Raw genomic sequence first — 21,259 nt, forward strand, 5'->3', positions numbered from 1 at the left:
TAACGAGTGCGGTATCGGGCTTTCGTGTTTCTATGCTAGGTAAACCTGAATGATGGGCCAGTTTACTTTTAATCGCGCATGTTCAAAATTAGAACCGCAGCTAATGCCAAAAACGCTGTCATCATTAGGAATACGTCGTTGTAGGCCATGATTGCGGCGTCACGTTGCATGGTTCCTAACAGGCTAGCCTGAGCTTGTTGCATTGCTGTTGCGGCATCGCTTCCTGATTGGATAAAGAACGCTTGTTGATCTTTGAGTGTTTGCCAACCTAATTGACTAACAGAAGGCAGTGATTCCTTAATATGAGCCAAATGCTCACGTGTTTTATTATCAAGTAGCGTCGCAATAATCGCGATACTAAAAGCACCACCTAAGTTACGCATCACATTGGTTAAGGTCGAAGCATCAGGTGTATCCATTTTACTGATGTTCTTCATCGCAACCAAAGACAGTGGAACCATAATAAATGGGCTGCCAATCGCGCGTAGAACCATCGATAGAATCAGCTGCTGACCACCAAAATCGATTGTCATGTGTGTGTTTACGTAACAACTTAAACCAAACATTGCGAAACCGAAGGTCACTAGGTATTTAGGTTTAATTATCTGTGTGAGCTTAGGTACAATCGGGAAAATCAGTAGCTGTGGAAACCCCATCCACATGAGCACCTGACCAATTTCCATCGCGTTATACTGTTGTATTTGTGTTAAGTACAATGGCAAAACATAAATGGACCCGAGTAACGCCATTCCTAAAATCAGGTAGGCGATACACGACATGGCAAATTGAGCATCCCGCAATAGCCGCAAATTAACCAAGGGCTTTTTGTGTTGGAGTTCGTTTATCACGAAGTAAACCAGACTCACCGCCGACACAATACTCAAGCCAATGATGAAACTTGAGCTGAACCACTCCTCGCGGTTACCTTCTTCCAGCACCACTTCTAAGCAACCCAATCCGAGTGCCATGGTGGCGATACCAAACCAATCGGCCTTTTTAAGGGTACCAAGATCGAGTTTTTCATCGTCTAAGCCATAGCGGATCATGGTGATCACGAGTAGGGCTGGCGGAATGTTGATGTAGAAAATATAGTGCCAAGAGAAGTTCTCCGTCAGCCAACCACCAAATGTCGGGCCGATCGATGGAGCAAAGGTCGCGGTTACACCAAACAATGCCATACCCACAGCCCGTTTGTTAACCGGCAGTAACTGAATCACCAATGAGAATGCGAGCGGGATTAAAGCACCACCACTGAAGCCTTGCATCGCACGGAACACGATCATCGAGGTCATATTCCAAGAAAATGAACACAGCAAAGATGAAATGGTGAAGATAGCCGTCGTCCACGTTATGTAACGGCGTTTACCGAGCGCTTTAGAAAGCCAACCACTGAGTGGGATAGCGATCATCTCTGCAACTAGGTAAGACGTAGAGATCCAAGAGCTTTCATCCAAAGTGGCAGATAGTGCGCCTTGAATGTCTTTAAGAGACGAGTTGGTGATCTGAATATCTAAGATCGCCATGAACGCGCCAACTAGCCCGCCAAATAGGGCAATCCAATGGCGAGTGGATACCTCGTGATCATCATTAGTTTGGGTGACAACACCAGCGTTGCTCATGGTCTAGCCTCGTTTGTCTATGGTCGCTACCACAGATAAACCAGGAAGAAGACGACCTTTTAACCCTTGCTGATCTGGAATCGTAATTTTTACTGGGACACGTTGAACAATCTTGGTGAAGTTACCCGTTGCATTCTCTGGTGGAAGCAGCGCGAATTTAGCACCAGTAGCAGGGGAGAAGCTATCGACCACGCCCTCAAGCGGCTGACCCGGAAAAGCGTCTAGCTCTACTTCAACTGTTTGACCTTTGTGTATACCACTGAGTTGTGTCTCTTTGAAGTTGGCTTCAATCCACACTTGATTATTTGGCACTAAACTCATCAACGGTGCTCCAGCTTGAATCAACAAACCTTCACGCACACTGCGTTTACCAATAACACCGTCGGTAGGAGCGTACACTTTAGTATAATCAAGGTTTAACTGTGCTTGTTCTCTTTGTGCTTGAGCTTCTGTTACCGATGCATTGGCTTGCTCTATCTCACTCGCAATTACAATTAACTGATCATTGGTCGCAACGAGATTAGCTTTTGCTTCTTCCAAATCGGCTTGGGTCACTTTTTGTTGTGCTACCATGCTGTCGACTTCATCTTGAGAGGCGTAATTGCGTTTTAATAGGCTACGAGAACGAACTACTTGTTGAGTCGCACGTTCGTATTCAGCTTGTGCGGAATCAACACGGCTTTCAGCTTGGTTTATTTTGCTACGTTGTAACGTCTGTTGTGCTACAAGGTTTTTCACATCGGATTGAACGACAGATAAATGGGCACTGGCCTGAGCAAGAGCCGATTGGTAATCACGGTCATCAATTTGCACCAACAAATCACCAGCTTTTACCGATTGGTTGTCACTCACGTAAGACTTTACAATATAGCCTGAGACTTTAGGGCTAATGTTAGTAATGTCGCCTTGAAGGTAGGCATTGTCGGTTGATTCAAAGTACTGACCATAACCGTACCAATATCCCGCGCCTGCTAAACCCAATGACAGCATGATCGCAGTGGCAATAAGCGGAGCTTTTTTACGTCTTGTTTTGCTTACTGTGTGCGAAGCGTTGTTTTTCTCTGTCATTTCTTTTTTTCATTTTGTTTTTATTTAGATGTAACGAATTGTAAATGAATATCATTAATTGATAAGATAGGAAAAAAGAGAAACACTGTTGCAAAAATTTTATTAATGATAGTTTTAGGAATACGTGATGGACTTAAATGCTGTAACTGTTTTTACACAAGTTGTTGATTGTGGGAGTTTTACGCAGGCTGCTGAAACACTTAACATGACTAAGTCGACCGTAAGCCGAAAATTGGCAGAGTTAGAACAGCATTTAGGTGTGAGGTTGATCACTCGATCGACCAGAAGTTTGCTGCTAACACCAGAGGGAGAACGATTTTATCAATCAAGTATTCAAATGCATGAAATCATGAGCCAAGCCGAACTCGAAGTATCCGCAAATCAAGATCTGATTCGTGGCCCTTTAAATGTGGTACTCCCCGTCGAACTAGGTCACCAAGTGTTGGCTAAATATATACACAGTTTCTTGAAAGAACATCCAAATGTCACATTGAATTTAGAGCTGACGAATCGCGAAGTTGATATCATTTCGGAAGGTATCGACCTTTACGCGCAAATTGGTGAGCTAGTGGATTCAAGTTTGGTTTCTCGATATCTGACAACATCAAAACGTGTACTGGTAGCGAGTCCTGAATATTTAGAACAGTTTGGTGATATCAAAACTCCTACAGATCTAAAGTCACCATTTAGGTTGATTGAAGTCGTTAACAAAGCAGCACGCTTACCTAAATGGCATTTGCAGCTGGAGGATGGAGAGTCGATTTTGATAGAGTTGCCGTGTCAGTTGAGGGTAAACACGATTACAGCCTGCCTTACTGCTTGTGTCGATGGGTTGGGGATAGCCGTTTTACCGGAGTTCATCTGTCGAGATCACTTTCAAACAGGCAAATTAGTACGACTATTGCCTGAGTATGACATGCCTGAGGTATCCGTGAGTTTGGTGTATGCAGACAGGCAGTTGATGCCAAAACGCAAGAAAGTCTTTATCGATTACCTATTAACAGCCTTTCAAAATAGAGTTAACGAAAGAACTGAATAAAGGCATATTGTATTGGAAGCAACAAAAGTAATCGGCTGCTTAACTCTAGCTATCTAGATATTCGGGTTAACTCATTAACAATGCTTAACAGCGCTCACAGAAAAACGAACTTTCTAACAAGTCCGTTTTTCTGTTTCTGATGACTCAATGTGGTTGTAAGCCAAATTTTAAATTAGCTCTTTTTCTCTGTGTACTCTAGCTTGTAGAAGTGAGCTTCACTTTGTCCATTTGTAAATTGGTTATATACGCCAGCTTTGAAGTAGCTTAATAGGTGGCGCCAATAATCAATATCCTGCTCAACTTTACGTTCACCGTTTACGTCAACAATGAGTTTCTTATCACCAACGATTAGGTCAAATGCTGTTGGTTTGCCTTCTGGCGCTTTACCTAAGTCGAACTGAGAATATGCTACGTCTGATTTGCACATTTCCTTATCTTTGTTCTTCTTACCAAACGTTCCTTTACAAATGACAGCGTTGTTTTTAACGATTGCCCAGAAATGCCCTTCAATACCATTATTGTCACGTTTCCACACAACACGCAGCAAAGGGTGAGGGACATTGTGAGTACCGAGGTTATCTAGGCCTTTGTTGTGTACTTGTAGAAAAGTAATCTCGTCTTGTTTAGAGTCTGAGTTCTTCATCGACTCTTCAGGGTTTATGATCTCCACTTCCGAACTCAATATGTATGTTTCATTTGCTAAGTCTGTGCGGAAGTTCTCCTGAACGCGTAGCTCGTTACGCAGGTGGTCATTTTTCATGGTAAAGACTAGCGCTTCACTTTCTTTGTCGACATAGAAATTGTTGTTCACTATGCCGTCGTAGTTATTATCGAGTGCAAAATAGCCTTTGTTGCCTTTCTTTCCGTTAGGATCTGAAATTTGAAGTTCAGATTCTGACAAAACATTTTGGTATTGAGAGTAATTAGAAGGTTCGCCTAAAGCTCCTTCTGGGTTCGAAAACTGAACATTAGCCGTTGCCGCAGAAGAAAAAGCAAGAAGGGCGTAGCAAGCGAGTAGGGTCTTATTCATCAAAAATATCTCTTTTGTATTATTATCGGTCAATATTGATATTGATATCACTTTTGAGGTTTATGTGAAAATATCTGTGTTTGAAATTGTGGTCGGTATCCAATTTTCTTGCACAAAAATAGAGAGAATTAGGTCTCGATAGGGATTGATGCTTGAAAGCCAAAAGGTGGATTTTTGCTTTAGTTAAATCGTGGTTGAGATAAGTGAGGTTATAGAGCCTGTTAAACGGAATATTTTGCAAAGAAAAATGGAATGTACAGTAAGTATCATTTTAATGAGTTAAACTAGATAATTGTGTACTTATTGTCGTTATCGGGCGGATGGAGGGGACTATACTGGACTCATACCTAATCAGAGGAACCACCATGAAAACACTCATTAAATCAGTATTGGCACTTAGTATCTTAACAGCTGGCTCGGCTCAGGCATTCGAATTAACGAGTAATGATATTCAAGACGGTCACCCAATGGCGAAGACGTTTGAATACTCAAGTTGGGGTTGTAACGGCGATAACCTATCACCACAATTGATGTGGAAAGATGCTCCAGCAGGAACCAAAAGCTTTGCAATCACGGCTTATGATCCAGATGCTCCGACTGAAAGTGGTTTCTGGCACTGGGTAGCGTTTGATATTCCAGCAACAGTGAGCGAGCTACCTCGTGGTGTCGACATCTCTAAAATGGGTGGCAAAGAAGGCCGCATAGATTATGGAACGGTAGGTTTCGGTGGCGCTTGTCCTCCTGAAAAAGATGGCATGCACCGCTACCAGTTCACGGTTTGGGCATTGCCAACGGATAAGCTCAACTTAGACGAAAACACGCCGTCGGCTGTGGTTGGATTCACGTTGAACAGCATGGCTCTAGACAAAGCGAAACTGACGGCAACTTATACACGTTAATAGCTTTATACACGTTAATAGCTTTATACACGTTGATAATTTACACACGCTAATAAAGCGACCAGTTATTGATGCGATAGCTGGTCGTTGATAATAAGTAAACAAGGGGATGAGATGAATCATCAATATCAAGTGACGATCTTTCGTGCAGAGCAGTTACAAAAGCTGCGTAATGTGAGGATTCTATATCCTAGTATCATTCAGATCATTACAGGCAGTAAGCGCCTGTTTTGGAAAGATTCAGCTGCAGAAATCTCACATTCTGAGCTGCTGTTGTGTGAGGCATCAGCGTCATTAAGTTTTGAGAATATGCCTCACAAAGGACGTTTCTTGTCGCGAGTATTCAGCTTTCAATTCCAACCTTCTCAAGGGATGCTTGATTTAAGTGAGGAACGCTCGAATGATCTGGGGCTGCCGACAGTACAAGCGGACAGAAGCTTACAAGACTCACTCAACGCTCTGTTTTCTTTTGATAGACAAAGCATGAGTAAAGAGACCCAACAGTTTTGGTTGCAGGGCTTATACCAGCAATTAGCCGAAAAAGGGGTATTGCATCGATTGTTTGCCAGTGCCAACGTTTCGTTTAGCCAAAAGCTCAGTCATTACCTTTCTCATTCACCTGATGAGAAACATCCGCTAGAGTCGGTAGCGGAACGCTTTGCGATGAGCCGTGCCACGCTTATCCGTAAATTGAAACTTGAAGGAATGCAATATCGTGAGGTACTGGCTGAAGTTCGGTTGAGTCATGCGCTTTATCTGATGCAAAACGGACAGCAGAATGTTGCTGTGTTGGCTCAATCTTGCGGTTACCAATCAGAAGGTCGTTTTAGTCAGCGCTTTAAAGGCAAATTTGGTTTGTCGCCAAGCGAATACATCAAGACAGTCGTCAGCAATAGAGTCGCGAGCAATAAAGTCGCGACGCCATAACCATTCGGTTTGTCCTAAACGCTCACTTTCTTATCTCGTGCTGCCAATGCCGCAAAAATCGTGCACGCGAAAGCAACAGATGCGATCAGCAGAATGGGAACACTCCAAGAATCGGTTTGAGCATGAAGCTTACCCACTAGCGTTGGGCCTGTTGCCGCTAAAGCATAACCAATTCCTTGAGCCATACCAGACAACGAAGCCGCTTGACTGCTATTCGATGTTCTCAGGCCAACAAAAGAGAGCGCGATAATAAACGTAGAGCAGTTGGCTAATCCAAAGAGTCCCACCCAAAAGATTGCAAACTCAGGCAAATACAACAGCCCAATTAATCCAAGAAATACACTCGAAGTACAAAGCGTGATGAGCCATTGTTGGTTATCGCTTTTACCTAAGAACGGCAGTAACAGCAATCCCGGAACCATGGTCGAAAATTGTAGAAATCCATAAATGTAGCCCGCGTCGATTTCGCTGTAGCCAAGGTCGTTCAAGATCTGTGGAAGCCAGCCTGCCAAAGAATAGAAGGTAAATGAGTTAAGCCCAAGAGCTAGTGTCACTTGCCATGCAACGCTACTCTTGATCATCTTCTGCATCGGAATAGGCTTTTCTTGATACTTGTTATTGGTTGCTGAAGAAGAGCGCTTTCTGATCTTAGGCAACCAAATCATCAAAGCTAATATTGGGAATATTAGGTTCATTAACAGTGCTAATTGCCAACCCGTAATCGTGAATAAGGTTAGATTCGAAAACGGCACCATCAAACTTGAGCCTAACGTCGAACCGATGCCCATCGTAAAAATGTACAAAGAAGTGACTGTCGCAATACGAGTAGGGAAGCTAATTTTCACTACTACGGGCAACAACACATTACCAATCGCGATACCAAGTCCAATCATTACTGTGCCGATGTATAACGTCGGAATTGCTCCAAAAGAACGCAGTGTAATACCCGTAGTGATCAAAACTAAGCCTAAGAGCAAGCTTGGTTCTAGACCAATTCGTTCGGATATTTTGGTGACTAATGGTGAAAATAAGGCAAAAGTTAACAGTGGCAAAGCTGTTAAGAAGCCAGCAGCCGACGACGTAAGGTTGAGGCCTTCCATAACCTGAGAAAGCACAGGAGCTAAGCTCGTAAAAGGCCCACGCAGGTTAAGTGCTAGAAATAGAATCCCTAACATGACGAAAATGCTATTACGAAGAGAGACGCTCATAGGTTGTTCTACTGTTTGCTTATGAGAAGAAAAGCTAGCCTACAGGTCATTGAATGATTACACAAATACCGTTTAAATAGGTTTACTAATGATTGAACGTGCGCAGTACGCGCTTTACCAGAGAAGGTCACCCATGACTGAATTGAATATCGATAAACTCATCTCACATTTCCCATTACTTCAACAAGTGATTGCATTGGAAGAAGTGGTTTGGTTTAACCCAAATGTGACGACTCTGGAGCGCGGTTTACCTTATGTGGGATTGGGCGAGCAAGATATTCATGATGCGAGTTTGAGGTTACAAAGGTTTGCCCCTTATCTGGCGAAGGCATTTCCTGAAACTCATGTGACGAATGGCATCATCGAATCTGAGCTTATCGATATCCCTGCAATGAAGTTGGCATTAGAAACTCATTATCAGCAGCCAATAAAAGGGCGTTTGATGATGAAGAAAGACAGCCATTTGCCGATTTCAGGTTCAATCAAAGCGCGCGGAGGTATTTATGAAGTACTAACGCATGCCGAGAAGCTTGCGATTGAAGCCGGGTTACTGTGTGAGAGCGATGACTACAGTAAGTTGCTCGAACCTGAGTTTCGTAACTTCTTCCAACAATACAGCATTGCGGTAGGTTCAACGGGTAACCTAGGTATGTCGATCGGTATCATGAGTGCCAAATTGGGCTTTACGGTCTCTGTTCACATGTCGGCAGACGCGAGAGCTTGGAAGAAAAGTAAACTGCGAGAGCACGGTGTTAACGTAGTCGAGTATCAACAAGATTATGGCGTTGCAGTAGAACAAGGACGGAAAGAGGCAGAACAAGATCCTCGATGCTTTTTCATTGATGATGAAAACTCACAAACACTGTTCCTTGGTTACTCTGTCGCAGGAGAAAGGCTTAAGCAGCAATTCGAGTTACAGGGGATTGTGGTTAATGAACAGCATCCTTTGTTTGTTTACTTGCCATGTGGAGTAGGTGGTGGCCCCGGTGGTGTCGCATTTGGATTGAAAATGGCTTTTGGTGATCACGTGCACTGTATTTTTGCTGAGCCGACTCATTCGCCTTGCATGTTGCTCGGTGTTCACTCGGGTTTGCATGATGAGATCGCAGTGCAAGATCTGGGGATAGACAATCTAACTGCTGCAGACGGTTTAGCGGTGGGGCGTGCTTCTGGCTTTGTTGGTCGTGCGATGGAGCGTTTGCTTGATGGTTACTACACATTAACCGACGAGCACATGTATCAATTACTAAGTGAACTGAATCAAGCCGAGGGGATTCAACTAGAGCCTTCAGCACTCGCGGGCATGCCGGGCGTGATTCATGTTGAGCAAAATAGCGAATACCTTGCTCGTCTACAAATTGATGAGTCGACGCTAGCGAATGCAACGCATCTTGTGTGGGCAACTGGCGGAGGCATGGTGCCGAAAGAAGAAATGGCCGCTTACTTGGAAAAATTGTCGGTTTAGCCCTAAAGCGTTTATAAGCTCGCTGTTTGTTGATGCTTAGCTGTTACAAATATAAGCATTTAAAAAGATCAGTCATGATAGAAGAGTGTTGTTTATCGGTTGAACGCACTCTTTGTTACTCCTAAATCCAGTCGTTATTCAAACAATAACTTGCGCAGATCGTTATCCGAAACACATATTTTATAAATTAGGCTTCTTAGGTGTTCTAACTATCAGTTAGGTTGAGTGGCATTCAACTTGATAGGGATTTAGCAATGCAAACGGATAAAGTGATGCAGACAAGACACATAAACACACCAGAAAAATTACTCCAGCGTTTAGATGCGATTGGGGAGTCTTTGGAAGCATCGGGTAAGGCTCATGCTTTACTGGGATTGGGCTCCGTAGGTATTGAAACGGAGCGACTTGATCAGTATTCAGATGTCGATTTTTTCGCGATAGTACAAACGGGACATAAGCAGTATTTCTTAGACAGCTTGCATTGGCTATCTGATATTCACCCAATCGACTACGCAGTGAGAAACACCGTCGATGGCTATAAAGTCTTATACGCTGACGGAATCTTTTGCGAATTTGCGGTGTTTGAATCCCATGAGTTAGCGCATATTCCATTTGCTGAAGGGCGCATTGTTTGGCAGCAACCTGAATTTGATACGCAGTGTTGTGTTCCACCAGTAAAAGGGGAGGCACACGCAAACTCTCAAGAGTGGATCATTGGTGAGGCACTAACCAATCTTTATGTCGGCATGTCTCGTTATAACCGAGGCGAAAAGCTGTCGGGCAGTCGGTTCGTTCAATCTTACGCACTCGATCGTTTGATCGATCTTGTGGATCAAACTGAACAATCTGAGCCTGAATTCGTTGATGAGTTTATGTCGGATAGAAGGCTAGAAGCACGCTTTCCTAAGTTTGCTCAATTGCTACCAACCTTTACACAAGGTTACGAGCGCACGGCTGAATCGGCACTTGCCCAATTAGCATTTCTCAACACCCACTTCACGGTCAATCAAGCCATGTGTGACCGAATTACTGAACTGTGTTCCGGTAAAGATTAAGCCTATAACCTGTTAATCTTAAGACCTATTTTCCTGGTGCGCGTAAATAACAGTTGTCGCTCGTCTGTATTGTTGATAGGTTTTAACCATGAAATTTAATTCTGCTTCAACTTCAACTTCAACTTCAATTTTCTTTTGGTGGTGCTCTCAATAGAGCAGCACGGAATACTTACATTCTTTAGCTGCTGGACGGTAGCTAAGAATGTCATCAAAAATGTCGCCTCTTTTTATCTCCAGTAGCCTTTTTAACTTGGAGATACACCATGAATACCAACTCAAAAAGCCATATCGACAGCAACAATAATACTGGCAGTAAGAACAATACCAACAAGCCTGAAATCATTCTGACTGGGGATAGGGCAACTGGGCCTTTGCATTTGGGTCATTATGTCGGTTCACTTAAACAGAGAGTCTCTTTGCAGCATATTCACAACCAAACGATCTTGGTCGCTGATATGCAAGGGCTTACCGACAATGCCCATAATCCCTCGAAGGTTTCTTCCAACATTCTCAATGTAGTCGCTGACTATCTTGCGGTGGGTATCGACCCGACCAAGACCACGATTTGTCTGCAATCACAACTGCCTGTGTTAGCTGAGCTCACGATGTTCTACAGCAATCTTGTTTCTATCGCTCGTTTGGAACGTAATCCAACGGTCAAAAGCGAGATTCAAAACAAAGCATTTGGACGCTCAATTCCAGCAGGCTTTCTCACTTATCCCATATCTCAGGCGGCAGACATCACCGCTTTCAACGCAACTTTAGTACCTGTCGGCGATGACCAACTACCGATGTTAGAACAAACCAATGAGATAGTGAGGAAAATGAATTCGTTGGCGGGTAAGCCAATCTTGAATGAATGCAGGCCACTTCTCAGTAATGCATCTCGTCTCCCTAGTACTGACGGTAAAAGTAAGATGTCTAAATCGATGGGCAACGCCATTAATTTGGGTGCGACAGAGAAAGAGATCAGAGCTGCCGTTAAATCCATGTATACCGACCCAAATCACCTACGAATTGAAGACCCTGGCAAGGTAGAAGGGAATATCGTGTTCACTTATCTTGATGCTTTTCACGCAGACGCTAATTATGTCAGTCAACTAAAAGAGCATTATCAAAAAGGTGGGCTGGGCGATGGTCAAACCAAAAAAGTATTGGAGGAGTGCTTGCAAGAAATGCTTCGTCCGATTCGCGAAAGAAGATCTGAGTTGCTGAATGACAAAGCGCAACTCATCGATATTTTACGCAGTGGCACCCAAGTCTCCAGAGAAAGAACGCAAAAGGTATTGTTCGATGTGAGAGAGGTATTCGGTTTAAATATACTTTAGCATACGGGCTTAAATTATCGATAAGGTATGAGTGCTTTTACTAGCAGGTTCCGTAATTCTAGCGACTGATATGTAAATAAAGTCAATTGATTTGAATGAAGAGGGCGATTGATTTATAAAATCGCCTTTGTGATTAGTTCTTGATGTTGATATGACCAAGCACACTGTCAAAGCCATATCTTCAAGTGTTGGTAATTAAATGAAAAATAAGGCATTACTCTCCATCTCATTTTCGGTTCTGGCTTTAATGTCTGGCTGTTCAGATGTCGTTAGGAGTGAATATGCGACTTATGCGCAAGCCAAAAAAGAGCGATTATTTGATAGAGGTTGGTTACCCGACATTCTTCCTGCCTCAACTAAAAAGATTGAAGTGAACAACAACCTAGATAGCAACACATCAGATGGGCGCTTTATTATCAATGACCCTGAATTATCGGAATTTATTGCAACATTGGAACCGAATGAATCTAACAGCGAATTTCAGTTTATCAAAGGCGACAATGTTTGGGTATTCAAGGTTGGAGACGACGATTTAATTACCTATACACTTGGTAAGCTCGAAGATCCTGAAAGCAATCTGATTGAGGACTCTCATTATTAAGCTTAATAATGAGCACTAAACCCGTATACTCTTTCGAAAGCGGACTTTTCATATTTACTTGTCTTATCACTGGATGTCGTCAACTAAATAAAATACAATCGAACAATGTTTTATTGATTCATGCGTTGTCATTATGGTGAGAAACTTAACCACATTCATCGTTAGCCTGTTTTTCTTAACTGCTTGTTCGACTGCGAGTAATAACAAGCTCGAAGACAAGGCTCTGAGCAACGAAGATACTGTGTCAAAAGGTGTAGTAGAGGAAGAAAGTCATCTCGATGTCATAAAGATACATGCTGACACAAGTGTTGCGCTTTTACATGACGAGGTAGCTAGCCACGATTCTAATGTGACTTTAGACTCCAACACGCAGTCTGACTCAAAGCAAGACTCTAATTCAAATACAAATACAGAAGCTGAATCTGTCGAAAACTCTCAAGCCGATGCGAAACTGGCCTCAGAAGATAGTGTTGAAGCTGGAAGTGAAAAAGGTATCGGAAGTTACTTTTTGCGCAATAACACACCGACCCAGAAAGTGATTAAATCTCTAGAAGGCGTGACAGACGCATTGAACGTCATGACATTTGGGATATTTGCTACAGGTCACGGGTAGCGGTTACACATTAGCTCCAACTCTACAGAACAAATCAAACGATGAAAGCGAGCCATGGGTTCGCTTTTTAGATCTTACCATTCTTTTTCATTGCTCTAATTGGTTTTCGTCAACCAGTGTTCTACGAGTTTGAGTCACGAGACCGTCAACGAAAGTAGGAATTTATTCGTTATGGAAGGGACTCGCGGAATTTGCTGCACTTGACTTGTTATATGCATCAAGGGTTCTAATATTCCTCCCTAATTAAGCAATGAAATCTAATCTTACAGAGACAACCCTTATATTCATTGGTGAGCATAGTAAAATCTTTGCTGTAACGTGTATTTGGGTTTAGTTATCAATATTCTAGGGAAGAGATATGAAGAATAAGAGTCTATTTTTAAGTGTCGCGATGGTGATGTTGTCAGCTCAAGCGAACGCATCAGATGCGAGTCATGAGTCTGTGGCAGACAGTGTTATCGCTGAACAAAGAGCGAACCTGTCCGAAAATACTCAAGGGAAAGGTTTCGGTCCGCAAGCCCCTCGTGATTTGGGGTCTTTAAAGGGGACCAACGCACGTTTGTTTTCGGATGCACCAGATTCTACCGCAATGAACTTGTGTAATATTCACTTCCACAAAAACGCTGAGCACAAAGGTGGAGAGTTTACTCAATACGCCGGCAACGGTGATGGTAAGGGCTTCCAAAGTGGTTTCAAATACACAGGTAAGCTAAGTGCGGCTGAACTTAAACCATTCGATCAAAAGGTTTGTCCAAGTGACCATGGTTCTCTTCACTCGGGAGATACTATTGAGGTGCATTACGTATATTCAACGGCGCAAGTTGAACCGGGTGAAACATTGGGCGCTTGTTTTAATAATGCAATTACCAACCCGCAGCTGCGTGTAGAAACCCAAGTTTTCGTGCTAGTCAATGACGGCAAAGCTCTCGACTTCGAAGCATTAGCGAAGCACTCTAAAGTCAACGGTTTAAACCAAGCTCCAAATATTCCACAAAATACGGGGTCAGCTATTCAATACGCAGGCTCTACAACGGGCCCTGGCTATAATGAACAAGGTTCGCCGTTCCAAGTAACATGGAGCGTGAGACCACAAGTAGCGAAAGTAAACATTGCGACGGTTGGCAGCTGGTGTGAAGGCAATGACTTCAACGAAGATCACGCGCATGGAGTGAGAAACATAGTTGTAAACCCAGAGTTGTTGTCACCAATAGCGAACTAATCTTGTCACGTTGATTTGTAATCAATATTTTTCAAAGGCGAGCCACTAGGTTTGCCTTTTTATGTCTTAACGAAAAATACCTTGGTTCTTGCTTACTAGACATGCTTACTGGGTAAATTACGTGTGACACTTATTCAAAACATGCGCAGCGCGAATCGTTGTTAGTCAAAAACGTTCTTTACCAGAATCAAGGCTGCATGGTACGTTCTGGATCAATCATGCTGACTTATAAGTAAGGACAAGCCGATGTCATTGGAAGGTGCAGTTACATTCTTTATTGCCATGTTTATATTTGGTATCACTCCAGGACCTGGAGTCTTTGCCATTTTAGCTCGTGGCATGGTTCAGGGATGGCGAAAATGCATCACTCTTTCGTTAGGAATGATATGCAGTGATCTTATTTATCTTACGCTTGCCTGTTTTGGTCTCGCGACGATTGCTGAGAATTGGTCGTTTTCTTTCGAGGTGATTCGCTACGTTGGTGCCGCTTATTTGATTTACTTAGGCTACAAGATGTTTAAGAGCCTACCTGAAGTGCAAGGTTCAGCGGAGCTCGCGGCCAAGCAAAGTCAGAAATCAGAACTCGCCAGTTTTGCGCAAGGGTTTTTAATTTCGGCATCAAATCCCAAAGTAATTTTGTTCTATATTTCGTTCTTGCCAACTTTCGTTGATCTAACGGTTTTGCGTTCACAAGATATCGTCTTGGTTTCTGTTTTAGCATCTGTTGCTCTGATGTCCGGTTTAATGCTAATTGCAATGGGGGCGGGCAGAATGGCAAGTTTACTTAAAACGCCACGCGCACATAAAAGATTAAACCAAAGTGCAGGTGGAATAATGATTGCGGCTGGATCATATTTGGCGATAAATCGATAAACATGACTTTTTAAGCACGATTTTCATACAAGAAGGCGAACCAAATGGTTCGCCTTTTTTATTAGACATAGACGGATTATTAGGTATCGATCAAAGCAATTTTCATAAAAATCTAGCGCTTACAAAAACGTTTACTGACGAGATCTAAGCGTCTACGAAAATTACTTCACCAGTAAGGAAGCCATCGACTGAACGCTCGAAGGCTTTGCCTACTAATTTGCTTGGTACAGGTTCAAAGCCTGGCATCATTTCACCGTAAACATCCCATGCTTCAGCAAGAACGGTCGGGTTAATGACATTGATACGAGTATTTCTTGGCATTTCATAAGCGACACACTTTACGAAGGTGTCTATCGCACCGCTGGTGGTTGCGTCGGCAATTGCAAAAGGGATTGGTTTAACGTTCAATATGCCACTAATCAGCGTAAATGAACCACCGTCAGCGATGTACTTTTGGCCGATACGAACAAGGTTAATTTGTCCCATCATCTTGCTCATTACCGTGGTCATCCACTGTTCTTCCGTCATATCCGCAAAGGTATTGTATTCGCAGAGGCCAACGGTGTTCACAACCGCATCAAAGTGTCCAACGTTCTTGTACAGCGCTTCAATTGATTGTGGGTCAGTGATGTCAACAATATGGTCTACATCGCCAGAGCGACCCGCAGTGATAACGTTATGATTGCCTAAGCCCATTAATGCTGCTTGACCCATCTTGCCACGTGCGCCAATTAGAATGATTGTTTTCATGTTGTTCTCCGATCTGTATGTGTTTCGTTTCGATGGAAGAACTTTAACCAAATAACTAAACAAGTAGAAACAAAGCTTAATTGTGAGTGTTACTGGTTTTTCTTGTGCAGTGTTACACTCACAAAGAATCCAATTTCAGAGCGGTAGGTAAGTTTGAGCAAATTAGACCGATTAGACATAAAGCAACTCAGGGTTTTCCAAGCGCTAATACGTGAAGAGAACGCATCCAAAGCCGCCAATCAATTGGGGCTGACTCAGCAAGCTGTTAGTGAGCATTTGAAGAAACTAAGAGAAGTGTTCGACGATAGGTTATTTGTAAGGAAAACTAATGGCTTTGTCCCGACGACGTTTGCACAAGAGCTATCGATAGGAGTGGATCGTTTACTTATCGATTTCAATTTGTTGTTATCAAAGACCAACTTTGTGCCGGAGAAAGCTAACGGGACGTTTGTGATTGCGGCGACGGATTATGCCCAGCAGATCATCCTACCAAGCTTAATTGCAAAGCTAAGGGAGCAAGCGCCAAAGTTAAAGTTGATTGTGCGTGACTTCGAAATCGATAATCTGCAGGAGCTAATGGAAAGCGGTAAGGTGAACTTAGCCATCGCATTCCCTGATTACATTCCAGATAGTTATAAAGTCATTAAGCTGTTTGAAGAGAACCATGTGTGTGTTACTTCACCTCATTCATCTATCGCACAAACCACGCCTTCATTAGAAGAGGTTGCAAGTTATCCAACCATAATTGCGTCACCATCACGTCCAAACTTTAAAGGGTCGATTGACGAATGGTTTGGGAAGTTCGGATTAAAGCGCAATGTCGTAGTATCCGCCCCGTGTTTCTCGATTGTACCTATGTATTTAAACACCACTGACTCGATTGCTTTCTTACCATCCAGAGCGATAGAAGGGCTGAACCTAGTCAAACTTCCAATGGAACAATCGCCTGAGAGTTTCGATGTGATAGCCGCTTGGCACCCGAGATATAATGACGATCCGCTACAAAAATGGGTTACATCTTTATTAGAAATCGATTAGTGGGAAGAGTGTCTTTGCATCGCAACGCATCAAGGAAGGCTCTTATTGGGCTGTCTATGTGATTTGATTATGTTGTTCCTACCTGAACTGACGCTACATTAACGGGTGTTTTTGCACTTATTTATTAAGCGATATTTCTTCCCTTTAACTTGATATCCAACTACTTGATTTCCAATTAATTGACTTTTTTGAATGATTTTTCGTGTTGCACAAATGTGATCAGCATATATTTTTTATATTCTTCAGCTAAAGTTATCGGGCTTTTAACAGATAAAGGAATAGTGGTGAGCTTGAACACGAGAGAAAACGTGCGAGCTTTGGTTTCATTTTTTGAAACCTTTAGAGAAATTTTAACAAACTTGCGTCGAGACAACCGAAATGAAGAAAACAATCCTATTTGCCGTTTTTATAATGTTTGGCATTGCCGTCGCTGCGAGTATGGCGTCAACTTATTTCATCTCAAGCGAAAAAATTGATGAGATAATATTGAACAAATCTCAAGTTCAAGCTGAGTTCTTGGCTGGGAACGCTGGGTATATCTTAGAGAATTCGGACAACCCAGTTCAAGATTTACAAAAGCTGGTGGGTGAACTGAAACAGCGATCTGATGTGACTTATGCCATTGTTATTGATAGCAACGTAAGTGCTATCGCACACAGCGATAAAAATAAGCTCAATAAAGTTTATGAAGATAGTTATACCGTTGAAGGTGCAACCAAAGGCGTACAACAGTATTCGAAGTGGTACGCAGATGTTCAACAAGTGTGGGTGTTTGACATCATGGCACCTATCTACGTCAACGGTGAGCTGTACGGTACTTTTGATATCGGTATCCCTATCACAGAGGTTAGCCAAGCAACGAATGGCATTATTAGCTATCAGCTCGCTTCGATGGTTTTCATTTTTGTTGTTTGTCTCGTTGTTCTATCGTTTCTTCTGAACAAACTGATGCAGCCTCTCTTGGTACTAAAAAACACACTACGAGATATTTCTGAAGGTGATGGCGATCTATCAGTACGTCTGCCGATCAAAGGGAATGATGAAGTTGCTCAAATCTCAACGGCTTTCAATGTGTTTGTTGGTAAGGTCCACGAGATAATTACCCAAACGGTGAATACGGGTGTTGAATTAAATAGCACCGCTATTGGTCTTCGTGAGCAATCGCAGCAAGCATTGCAAAGAGGACAAGAACAGAACGAACAAACTATGTTGGTCGTGACGTCTATGAATGAAATGATTGCCACGGTCAATGAAATTGCATCTAGCGCGGCCAGTGCGGCCAGTGCGGCAAATATGGCTGCGAGTGAAACTCAAGAAGGTCATAAGACAATCGAAAAAACGTCGACTTCAATTTTGAATCTTGAAGCAGAGATGAATAGTGCTTCTGACATCATCGTGAGCCTTGCTGATAATACACAGTCCATCGGTACGATTCTTGACGTTATTCGAGGTATCTCTGAGCAAACAAACTTGCTTGCACTAAACGCTGCAATTGAAGCTGCGCGTGCTGGTGAGGCTGGCCGAGGCTTCGCTGTCGTTGCTGATGAAGTTCGTAATCTTGCGACAAAAACTGCGCAGTCTACCGATGAAATTGACAACATGATCAACCAACTTCAAACCGAAGCTAAGAACGCTGTTAGCTCGATGAGTAATAGTAAGAGCTTAATTGAAGACGGTACGACTGAAACAGAAATGGCTCGCCAAGCTTTGGAGAAAATTTCTACACAAGTTTTGGCCATTCTCGATATTAACACTCAAGTTGCCACAGCAACTGAGCAGCAATCAGCGGTGGCGAATGAAATTAATATGAACATGGATACGGTTAATAGCTCAGTCAAAAACGGTTTGAGCGCAAGTGAGAAGTTAGAGCAATCAAGCCAGCAGCTGGCAGAGTTGTCACAAGTTCTCGATCGTTATGTTGGTTCATTTAAAATCTAGACTTCCCAACATACCTCTTTAAGAGATGTGTGAGTCTCCAGTTATTGAATAGCGCTTATGTCATACATGAGCGCTATTTTTTTGCGATATGCAGACGCAGATACTCCGATAGAGCGCAACAGAAATGAAGAATGTACCTGCAGTGTAATATCGTGACAATTTAGCTCATTCAAAACAACGCGATCAAATAAGACAGCGACAACAAGGCGTTAATTTTCATCCTCTCATGCGCAAGGTCTAAAAATCGACTAAACAACAACTCTGACGCGACACATAAGGTGTCCCGCATCTCATCACGATGTATAGTTATTGATAATTCATTCAGTAATTGTATCTGTAGTTGTCAGTTGATGTGGGTGTTATGAAGAAAAACGGATTTACTTTAATGGAATTAATCATTGTGATCGTGATACTTGGAGTATTGGCCGTTACAACAGCCCCGAGGTTCCTCAATATTCAAGAGTCAGCGAGAGAAGCAGTACTTGAAGGTGTTGCGGGTGCGATGGAAGGCGTGATCACGCAGGTGACTTCTAAAGCTATTATCGCAGGGCTTGATCCTGACGCATCAAATCCAGGTGATCAGAGTAACTATGTAATCGATTTTGGTATCGGTAGCGTTGAGGTTGATTGGGGAACGCTTTGCCCAGAGAGCCGGGGAGAGTCGGGCGACAAATTGACGATGATCGACTTTATGACTTTGTCAGATGATGACAGCTTAACTTCTGATTTTGGTAATCGACACACTGTGGTCGGGTATGACTACGATTTTACCCAAGCTGAATTAGATAGTACGAACATAACTGACGCGGATCTAGAAACGCGCCAAGGTTGTTATGTTCTTTACGATTCTTTTGGTGGGCGAGTAACCGGAAATGAATGTCCTGCTGGTGGTTGTGAATGCACCGTTCGTGTAGTGAATGACGAATGTTAACCCAAATACATTAACTGACTTATAGAAATTCAATAAAAAAGCGCGTTATTGCCGAGTAGCAATAACGCGCTTTTTTGTATTAGCTTAATGGTCTATCTTAGTTTGCTATTGCTGCATCTGCTGGCGGCAAGTCACGCTTCTTAATCACGTATCGCAAGCGAATTAACATCAGCGTCGCTGAAACGCTCAATCCCGTTAGGATACCAATCCAAAAGCCTTCTTCACCCATTGCAGGTACAATGTGGTCTGTTAAGCCCAACACCATGCCCAGTGGTAGTGCCAAGCCCCAATATGAAGCGATAGCTAAGATCATCGGGATCTTAGTGTCTTTATAGCCACGCAGTGCGCCGTTAGCAGACGTTTGCAATGCATCGCTGAATTGATACATAGCTGTAAAGGTCAACAATACCGCTGCCGTTGCGCTTATCGCAGGGTCGGTGGTGTAAAGCCTAATGATCCACTCAGGGAACAGAAGGAACATCGCAACTGAAAGTAATGAAATCAACGCCGCAACCAAGATGCCGACTTTGCTGCGTTCAATTGCGCCTAGTTCGTCCTTCTCGCCTAGTGCATGTCCAACACGAATCGTAATGCCAAATGAGATACTCATAGGAATCACGTAAGTCAGGCTCGAGATGTTAAGTGCAATTTGCGCGGCTGCCACGTTCTCTGCACCAATACGGCCAATCATCAACGCGATTACCGCAAAGATACTGCCACATACCGCGATGTTCATCCCGATAGGTAAACCTAATCTTAGAAGGTGAAGCATCTCTTTTGCTTTTGGTTTAGCGTCTGCAAAACTAATAATGGTTTTGTAGTGGTGATGACCTTTAATGTAGGAATAGAGCATTCCCGACATTAACCAATACACTAAGCTTGTTGCCCAGCCACAACCCACAGCGCCCATTTCAGGGAAGCCAAACTTACCGTAAATAAGCACGTAGTTGACTGGAATATTAATCAGCAAACCTATTACCGAAATGATCATCGGTACTTTGGTGTTGTTCATACCCTCACAGAAGCCGTTTAAGGTGTAGAACAGAGCAATACCCGGTACACCAAAGGCTAGGGCGAACGCATAGTCACTGCCAATTGGAATGATCTCAGCGGCTACACCAATCCATTCTAAGATCGGTTTTGCACTCACCAAATAAGCGATGAGTAATACGCTAGAAATTAATGCCAACCAAACCATCTGGAAGAATTCAACAGAGATACTTTGAAAGTCACGTGCGCCGCGGTGGTAAGCGACAACAGGCGTTAACGCCATAATCACGCCACGCAGTAGCAGTAACACTGGGATCCAAAGGCTAGTGCCAAGTGCAATAGCGGCGAGATCGGCAGGGCTTACTTGGCCAGCCATTGTCGTATCGACAAATCCCATGGCTTGGGTAGCTATTTGAGTCAAAATGATTGGAATCGAAAGATGCATAAGCGCACCCGATTCACGAGTAAAAGGACGAAATTTCGTTAGCATGGAAGTTCACAACACCAATATAAATACACGAATGATGGCAGGATGGCCGGTGTGTATTTTAGGATGTGCCCGTTGGGCGGGCGACAATATAAACACCTTACCGTATAGGGTCAAGCATTGGATTTATAGGGGCTAATTTGCTCTGGAAGAACGCCAGATTTACATGGTGTTAGATACT

Annotated in this window: 19 protein-coding genes; 13 read left to right on the forward strand and 6 right to left on the reverse strand. The window is 43.1% G+C overall.

Annotated elements, in window-relative coordinates:
- Positions 1 to 68: 68 nt before the first annotated feature.
- On the reverse strand, positions 69 to 1,619 hold the full coding sequence (locus ACFI6G_RS07210; protein WP_010429371.1) for a DHA2 family efflux MFS transporter permease subunit: 1,551 nt from the start codon (positions 1,617 to 1,619) through the stop codon (positions 69 to 71).
- Between the two features lie 3 nt (positions 1,620 to 1,622).
- Positions 1,623 to 2,687 carry an HlyD family secretion protein gene (locus tag ACFI6G_RS07215; protein ID WP_010429374.1) on the reverse strand — a complete coding sequence of 355 codons (1,065 nt, stop codon included), beginning with the start codon at positions 2,685 to 2,687 and terminating at the stop codon, positions 1,623 to 1,625.
- 127 nt (positions 2,688 to 2,814) lie between these two features.
- Between ACFI6G_RS07215 and ACFI6G_RS07220 the strand changes: the two genes are divergently transcribed.
- Positions 2,815 to 3,726: a LysR family transcriptional regulator gene (locus ACFI6G_RS07220; RefSeq protein WP_010429377.1), complete on the forward strand. Its 912-nt coding sequence runs from the start codon at positions 2,815 to 2,817 to the stop codon at positions 3,724 to 3,726.
- A gap of 172 nt (positions 3,727 to 3,898) precedes the next feature.
- On the opposite strand, the gene ACFI6G_RS07225 is transcribed toward ACFI6G_RS07220, so the two are convergent.
- Positions 3,899 to 4,756, reverse strand: coding sequence for a polysaccharide lyase family 7 protein (locus tag ACFI6G_RS07225; RefSeq protein ID WP_010429379.1), 858 nt, complete (start codon positions 4,754 to 4,756; stop codon positions 3,899 to 3,901).
- A gap of 365 nt (positions 4,757 to 5,121) precedes the next feature.
- Here ACFI6G_RS07225 and ACFI6G_RS07230 point away from each other — a divergent pair, with 365 nt between their 5' ends.
- Together ACFI6G_RS07230 and ACFI6G_RS07235 are read left to right on the forward strand one after the other, a co-directional pair.
- Positions 5,122 to 5,655, forward strand: a complete 534-nt coding sequence (locus ACFI6G_RS07230) for a YbhB/YbcL family Raf kinase inhibitor-like protein (RefSeq protein ID WP_102270593.1) — start codon at positions 5,122 to 5,124, stop codon at positions 5,653 to 5,655.
- A 114-nt stretch (positions 5,656 to 5,769) separates the two neighbouring features.
- Positions 5,770 to 6,582: a helix-turn-helix transcriptional regulator gene (locus tag ACFI6G_RS07235; protein WP_102270594.1), complete on the forward strand. Its 813-nt coding sequence runs from the start codon at positions 5,770 to 5,772 to the stop codon at positions 6,580 to 6,582.
- Positions 6,583 to 6,596: 14 nt separating this feature from the next.
- Here the strand turns inward: ACFI6G_RS07235 and ACFI6G_RS07240 are convergent, their stop codons facing one another.
- Positions 6,597 to 7,790, reverse strand: a complete 1,194-nt coding sequence (locus tag ACFI6G_RS07240; protein ID WP_016768832.1) for an MFS transporter — start codon at positions 7,788 to 7,790, stop codon at positions 6,597 to 6,599.
- A gap of 133 nt (positions 7,791 to 7,923) precedes the next feature.
- On the opposite strand from ACFI6G_RS07240, the gene ACFI6G_RS07245 reads away from it, so the two are divergent.
- The 7 genes from ACFI6G_RS07245 to ACFI6G_RS07275 all read left to right on the forward strand — a co-directional run bounded on the left by ACFI6G_RS07245 (position 7,924) and on the right by ACFI6G_RS07275 (position 14,944).
- Positions 7,924 to 9,255: a D-serine ammonia-lyase gene (locus tag ACFI6G_RS07245; protein WP_016768833.1), complete on the forward strand. Its 1,332-nt coding sequence runs from the start codon at positions 7,924 to 7,926 to the stop codon at positions 9,253 to 9,255.
- A gap of 254 nt (positions 9,256 to 9,509) precedes the next feature.
- Positions 9,510 to 10,310 (forward strand): hypothetical protein, encoded by an 801-nt coding sequence (locus ACFI6G_RS07250; protein WP_016768834.1) that lies wholly within the window; start codon positions 9,510 to 9,512, stop codon positions 10,308 to 10,310.
- 263 nt (positions 10,311 to 10,573) lie between these two features.
- Entirely contained in the window at positions 10,574 to 11,638 is a 1,065-nt protein-coding gene (gene trpS, locus ACFI6G_RS07255; RefSeq protein WP_010429395.1) for a tryptophan--tRNA ligase, read from the forward strand.
- A 199-nt stretch (positions 11,639 to 11,837) separates the two neighbouring features.
- Entirely contained in the window at positions 11,838 to 12,239 is a 402-nt protein-coding gene (locus tag ACFI6G_RS07260) for a YbbD family protein (protein WP_016768835.1), read from the forward strand.
- Between the two features lie 133 nt (positions 12,240 to 12,372).
- Complete coding sequence (locus tag ACFI6G_RS07265) at positions 12,373 to 12,852, forward strand: hypothetical protein (RefSeq protein WP_016768836.1); 480 nt, start codon at positions 12,373 to 12,375, stop codon at positions 12,850 to 12,852.
- Positions 12,853 to 13,210: 358 nt separating this feature from the next.
- The gene (locus ACFI6G_RS07270) at positions 13,211 to 14,071 is read left to right on the forward strand and encodes a delta-class carbonic anhydrase (RefSeq protein ID WP_010429404.1); all 861 of its coding nucleotides are present in this window, start codon (positions 13,211 to 13,213) and stop codon (positions 14,069 to 14,071) included.
- Positions 14,072 to 14,317: 246 nt separating this feature from the next.
- Positions 14,318 to 14,944, forward strand: coding sequence for a LysE family translocator (locus ACFI6G_RS07275; protein WP_016784203.1), 627 nt, complete (start codon positions 14,318 to 14,320; stop codon positions 14,942 to 14,944).
- 144 nt (positions 14,945 to 15,088) lie between these two features.
- Here ACFI6G_RS07275 and ACFI6G_RS07280 read toward each other — a convergent pair whose 3' ends face one another.
- Complete coding sequence (locus ACFI6G_RS07280) at positions 15,089 to 15,694, reverse strand: short chain dehydrogenase (protein WP_010429409.1); 606 nt, start codon at positions 15,692 to 15,694, stop codon at positions 15,089 to 15,091.
- Between the two features lie 153 nt (positions 15,695 to 15,847).
- Here ACFI6G_RS07280 and ACFI6G_RS07285 point away from each other — a divergent pair, with 153 nt between their 5' ends.
- The 3 genes from ACFI6G_RS07285 to ACFI6G_RS07295 all read left to right on the forward strand — a co-directional run bounded on the left by ACFI6G_RS07285 (position 15,848) and on the right by ACFI6G_RS07295 (position 19,601).
- Positions 15,848 to 16,732 (forward strand): LysR family transcriptional regulator, encoded by an 885-nt coding sequence (locus tag ACFI6G_RS07285; protein ID WP_010429411.1) that lies wholly within the window; start codon positions 15,848 to 15,850, stop codon positions 16,730 to 16,732.
- Between the two features lie 411 nt (positions 16,733 to 17,143).
- Positions 17,144 to 18,670, forward strand: coding sequence for a methyl-accepting chemotaxis protein (locus ACFI6G_RS07290; protein WP_016768838.1), 1,527 nt, complete (start codon positions 17,144 to 17,146; stop codon positions 18,668 to 18,670).
- Positions 18,671 to 19,055: 385 nt separating this feature from the next.
- Positions 19,056 to 19,601: a type II secretion system protein gene (locus ACFI6G_RS07295; protein WP_010429415.1), complete on the forward strand. Its 546-nt coding sequence runs from the start codon at positions 19,056 to 19,058 to the stop codon at positions 19,599 to 19,601.
- A 97-nt stretch (positions 19,602 to 19,698) separates the two neighbouring features.
- Here the strand turns inward: ACFI6G_RS07295 and ACFI6G_RS07300 are convergent, their stop codons facing one another.
- Positions 19,699 to 21,081, reverse strand: coding sequence for an MATE family efflux transporter (locus tag ACFI6G_RS07300; RefSeq protein WP_462710203.1), 1,383 nt, complete (start codon positions 21,079 to 21,081; stop codon positions 19,699 to 19,701).
- Positions 21,082 to 21,259 lie beyond the last annotated feature (178 nt).

Source organism: Vibrio sp. PSi01 (assembly GCF_054960695.1).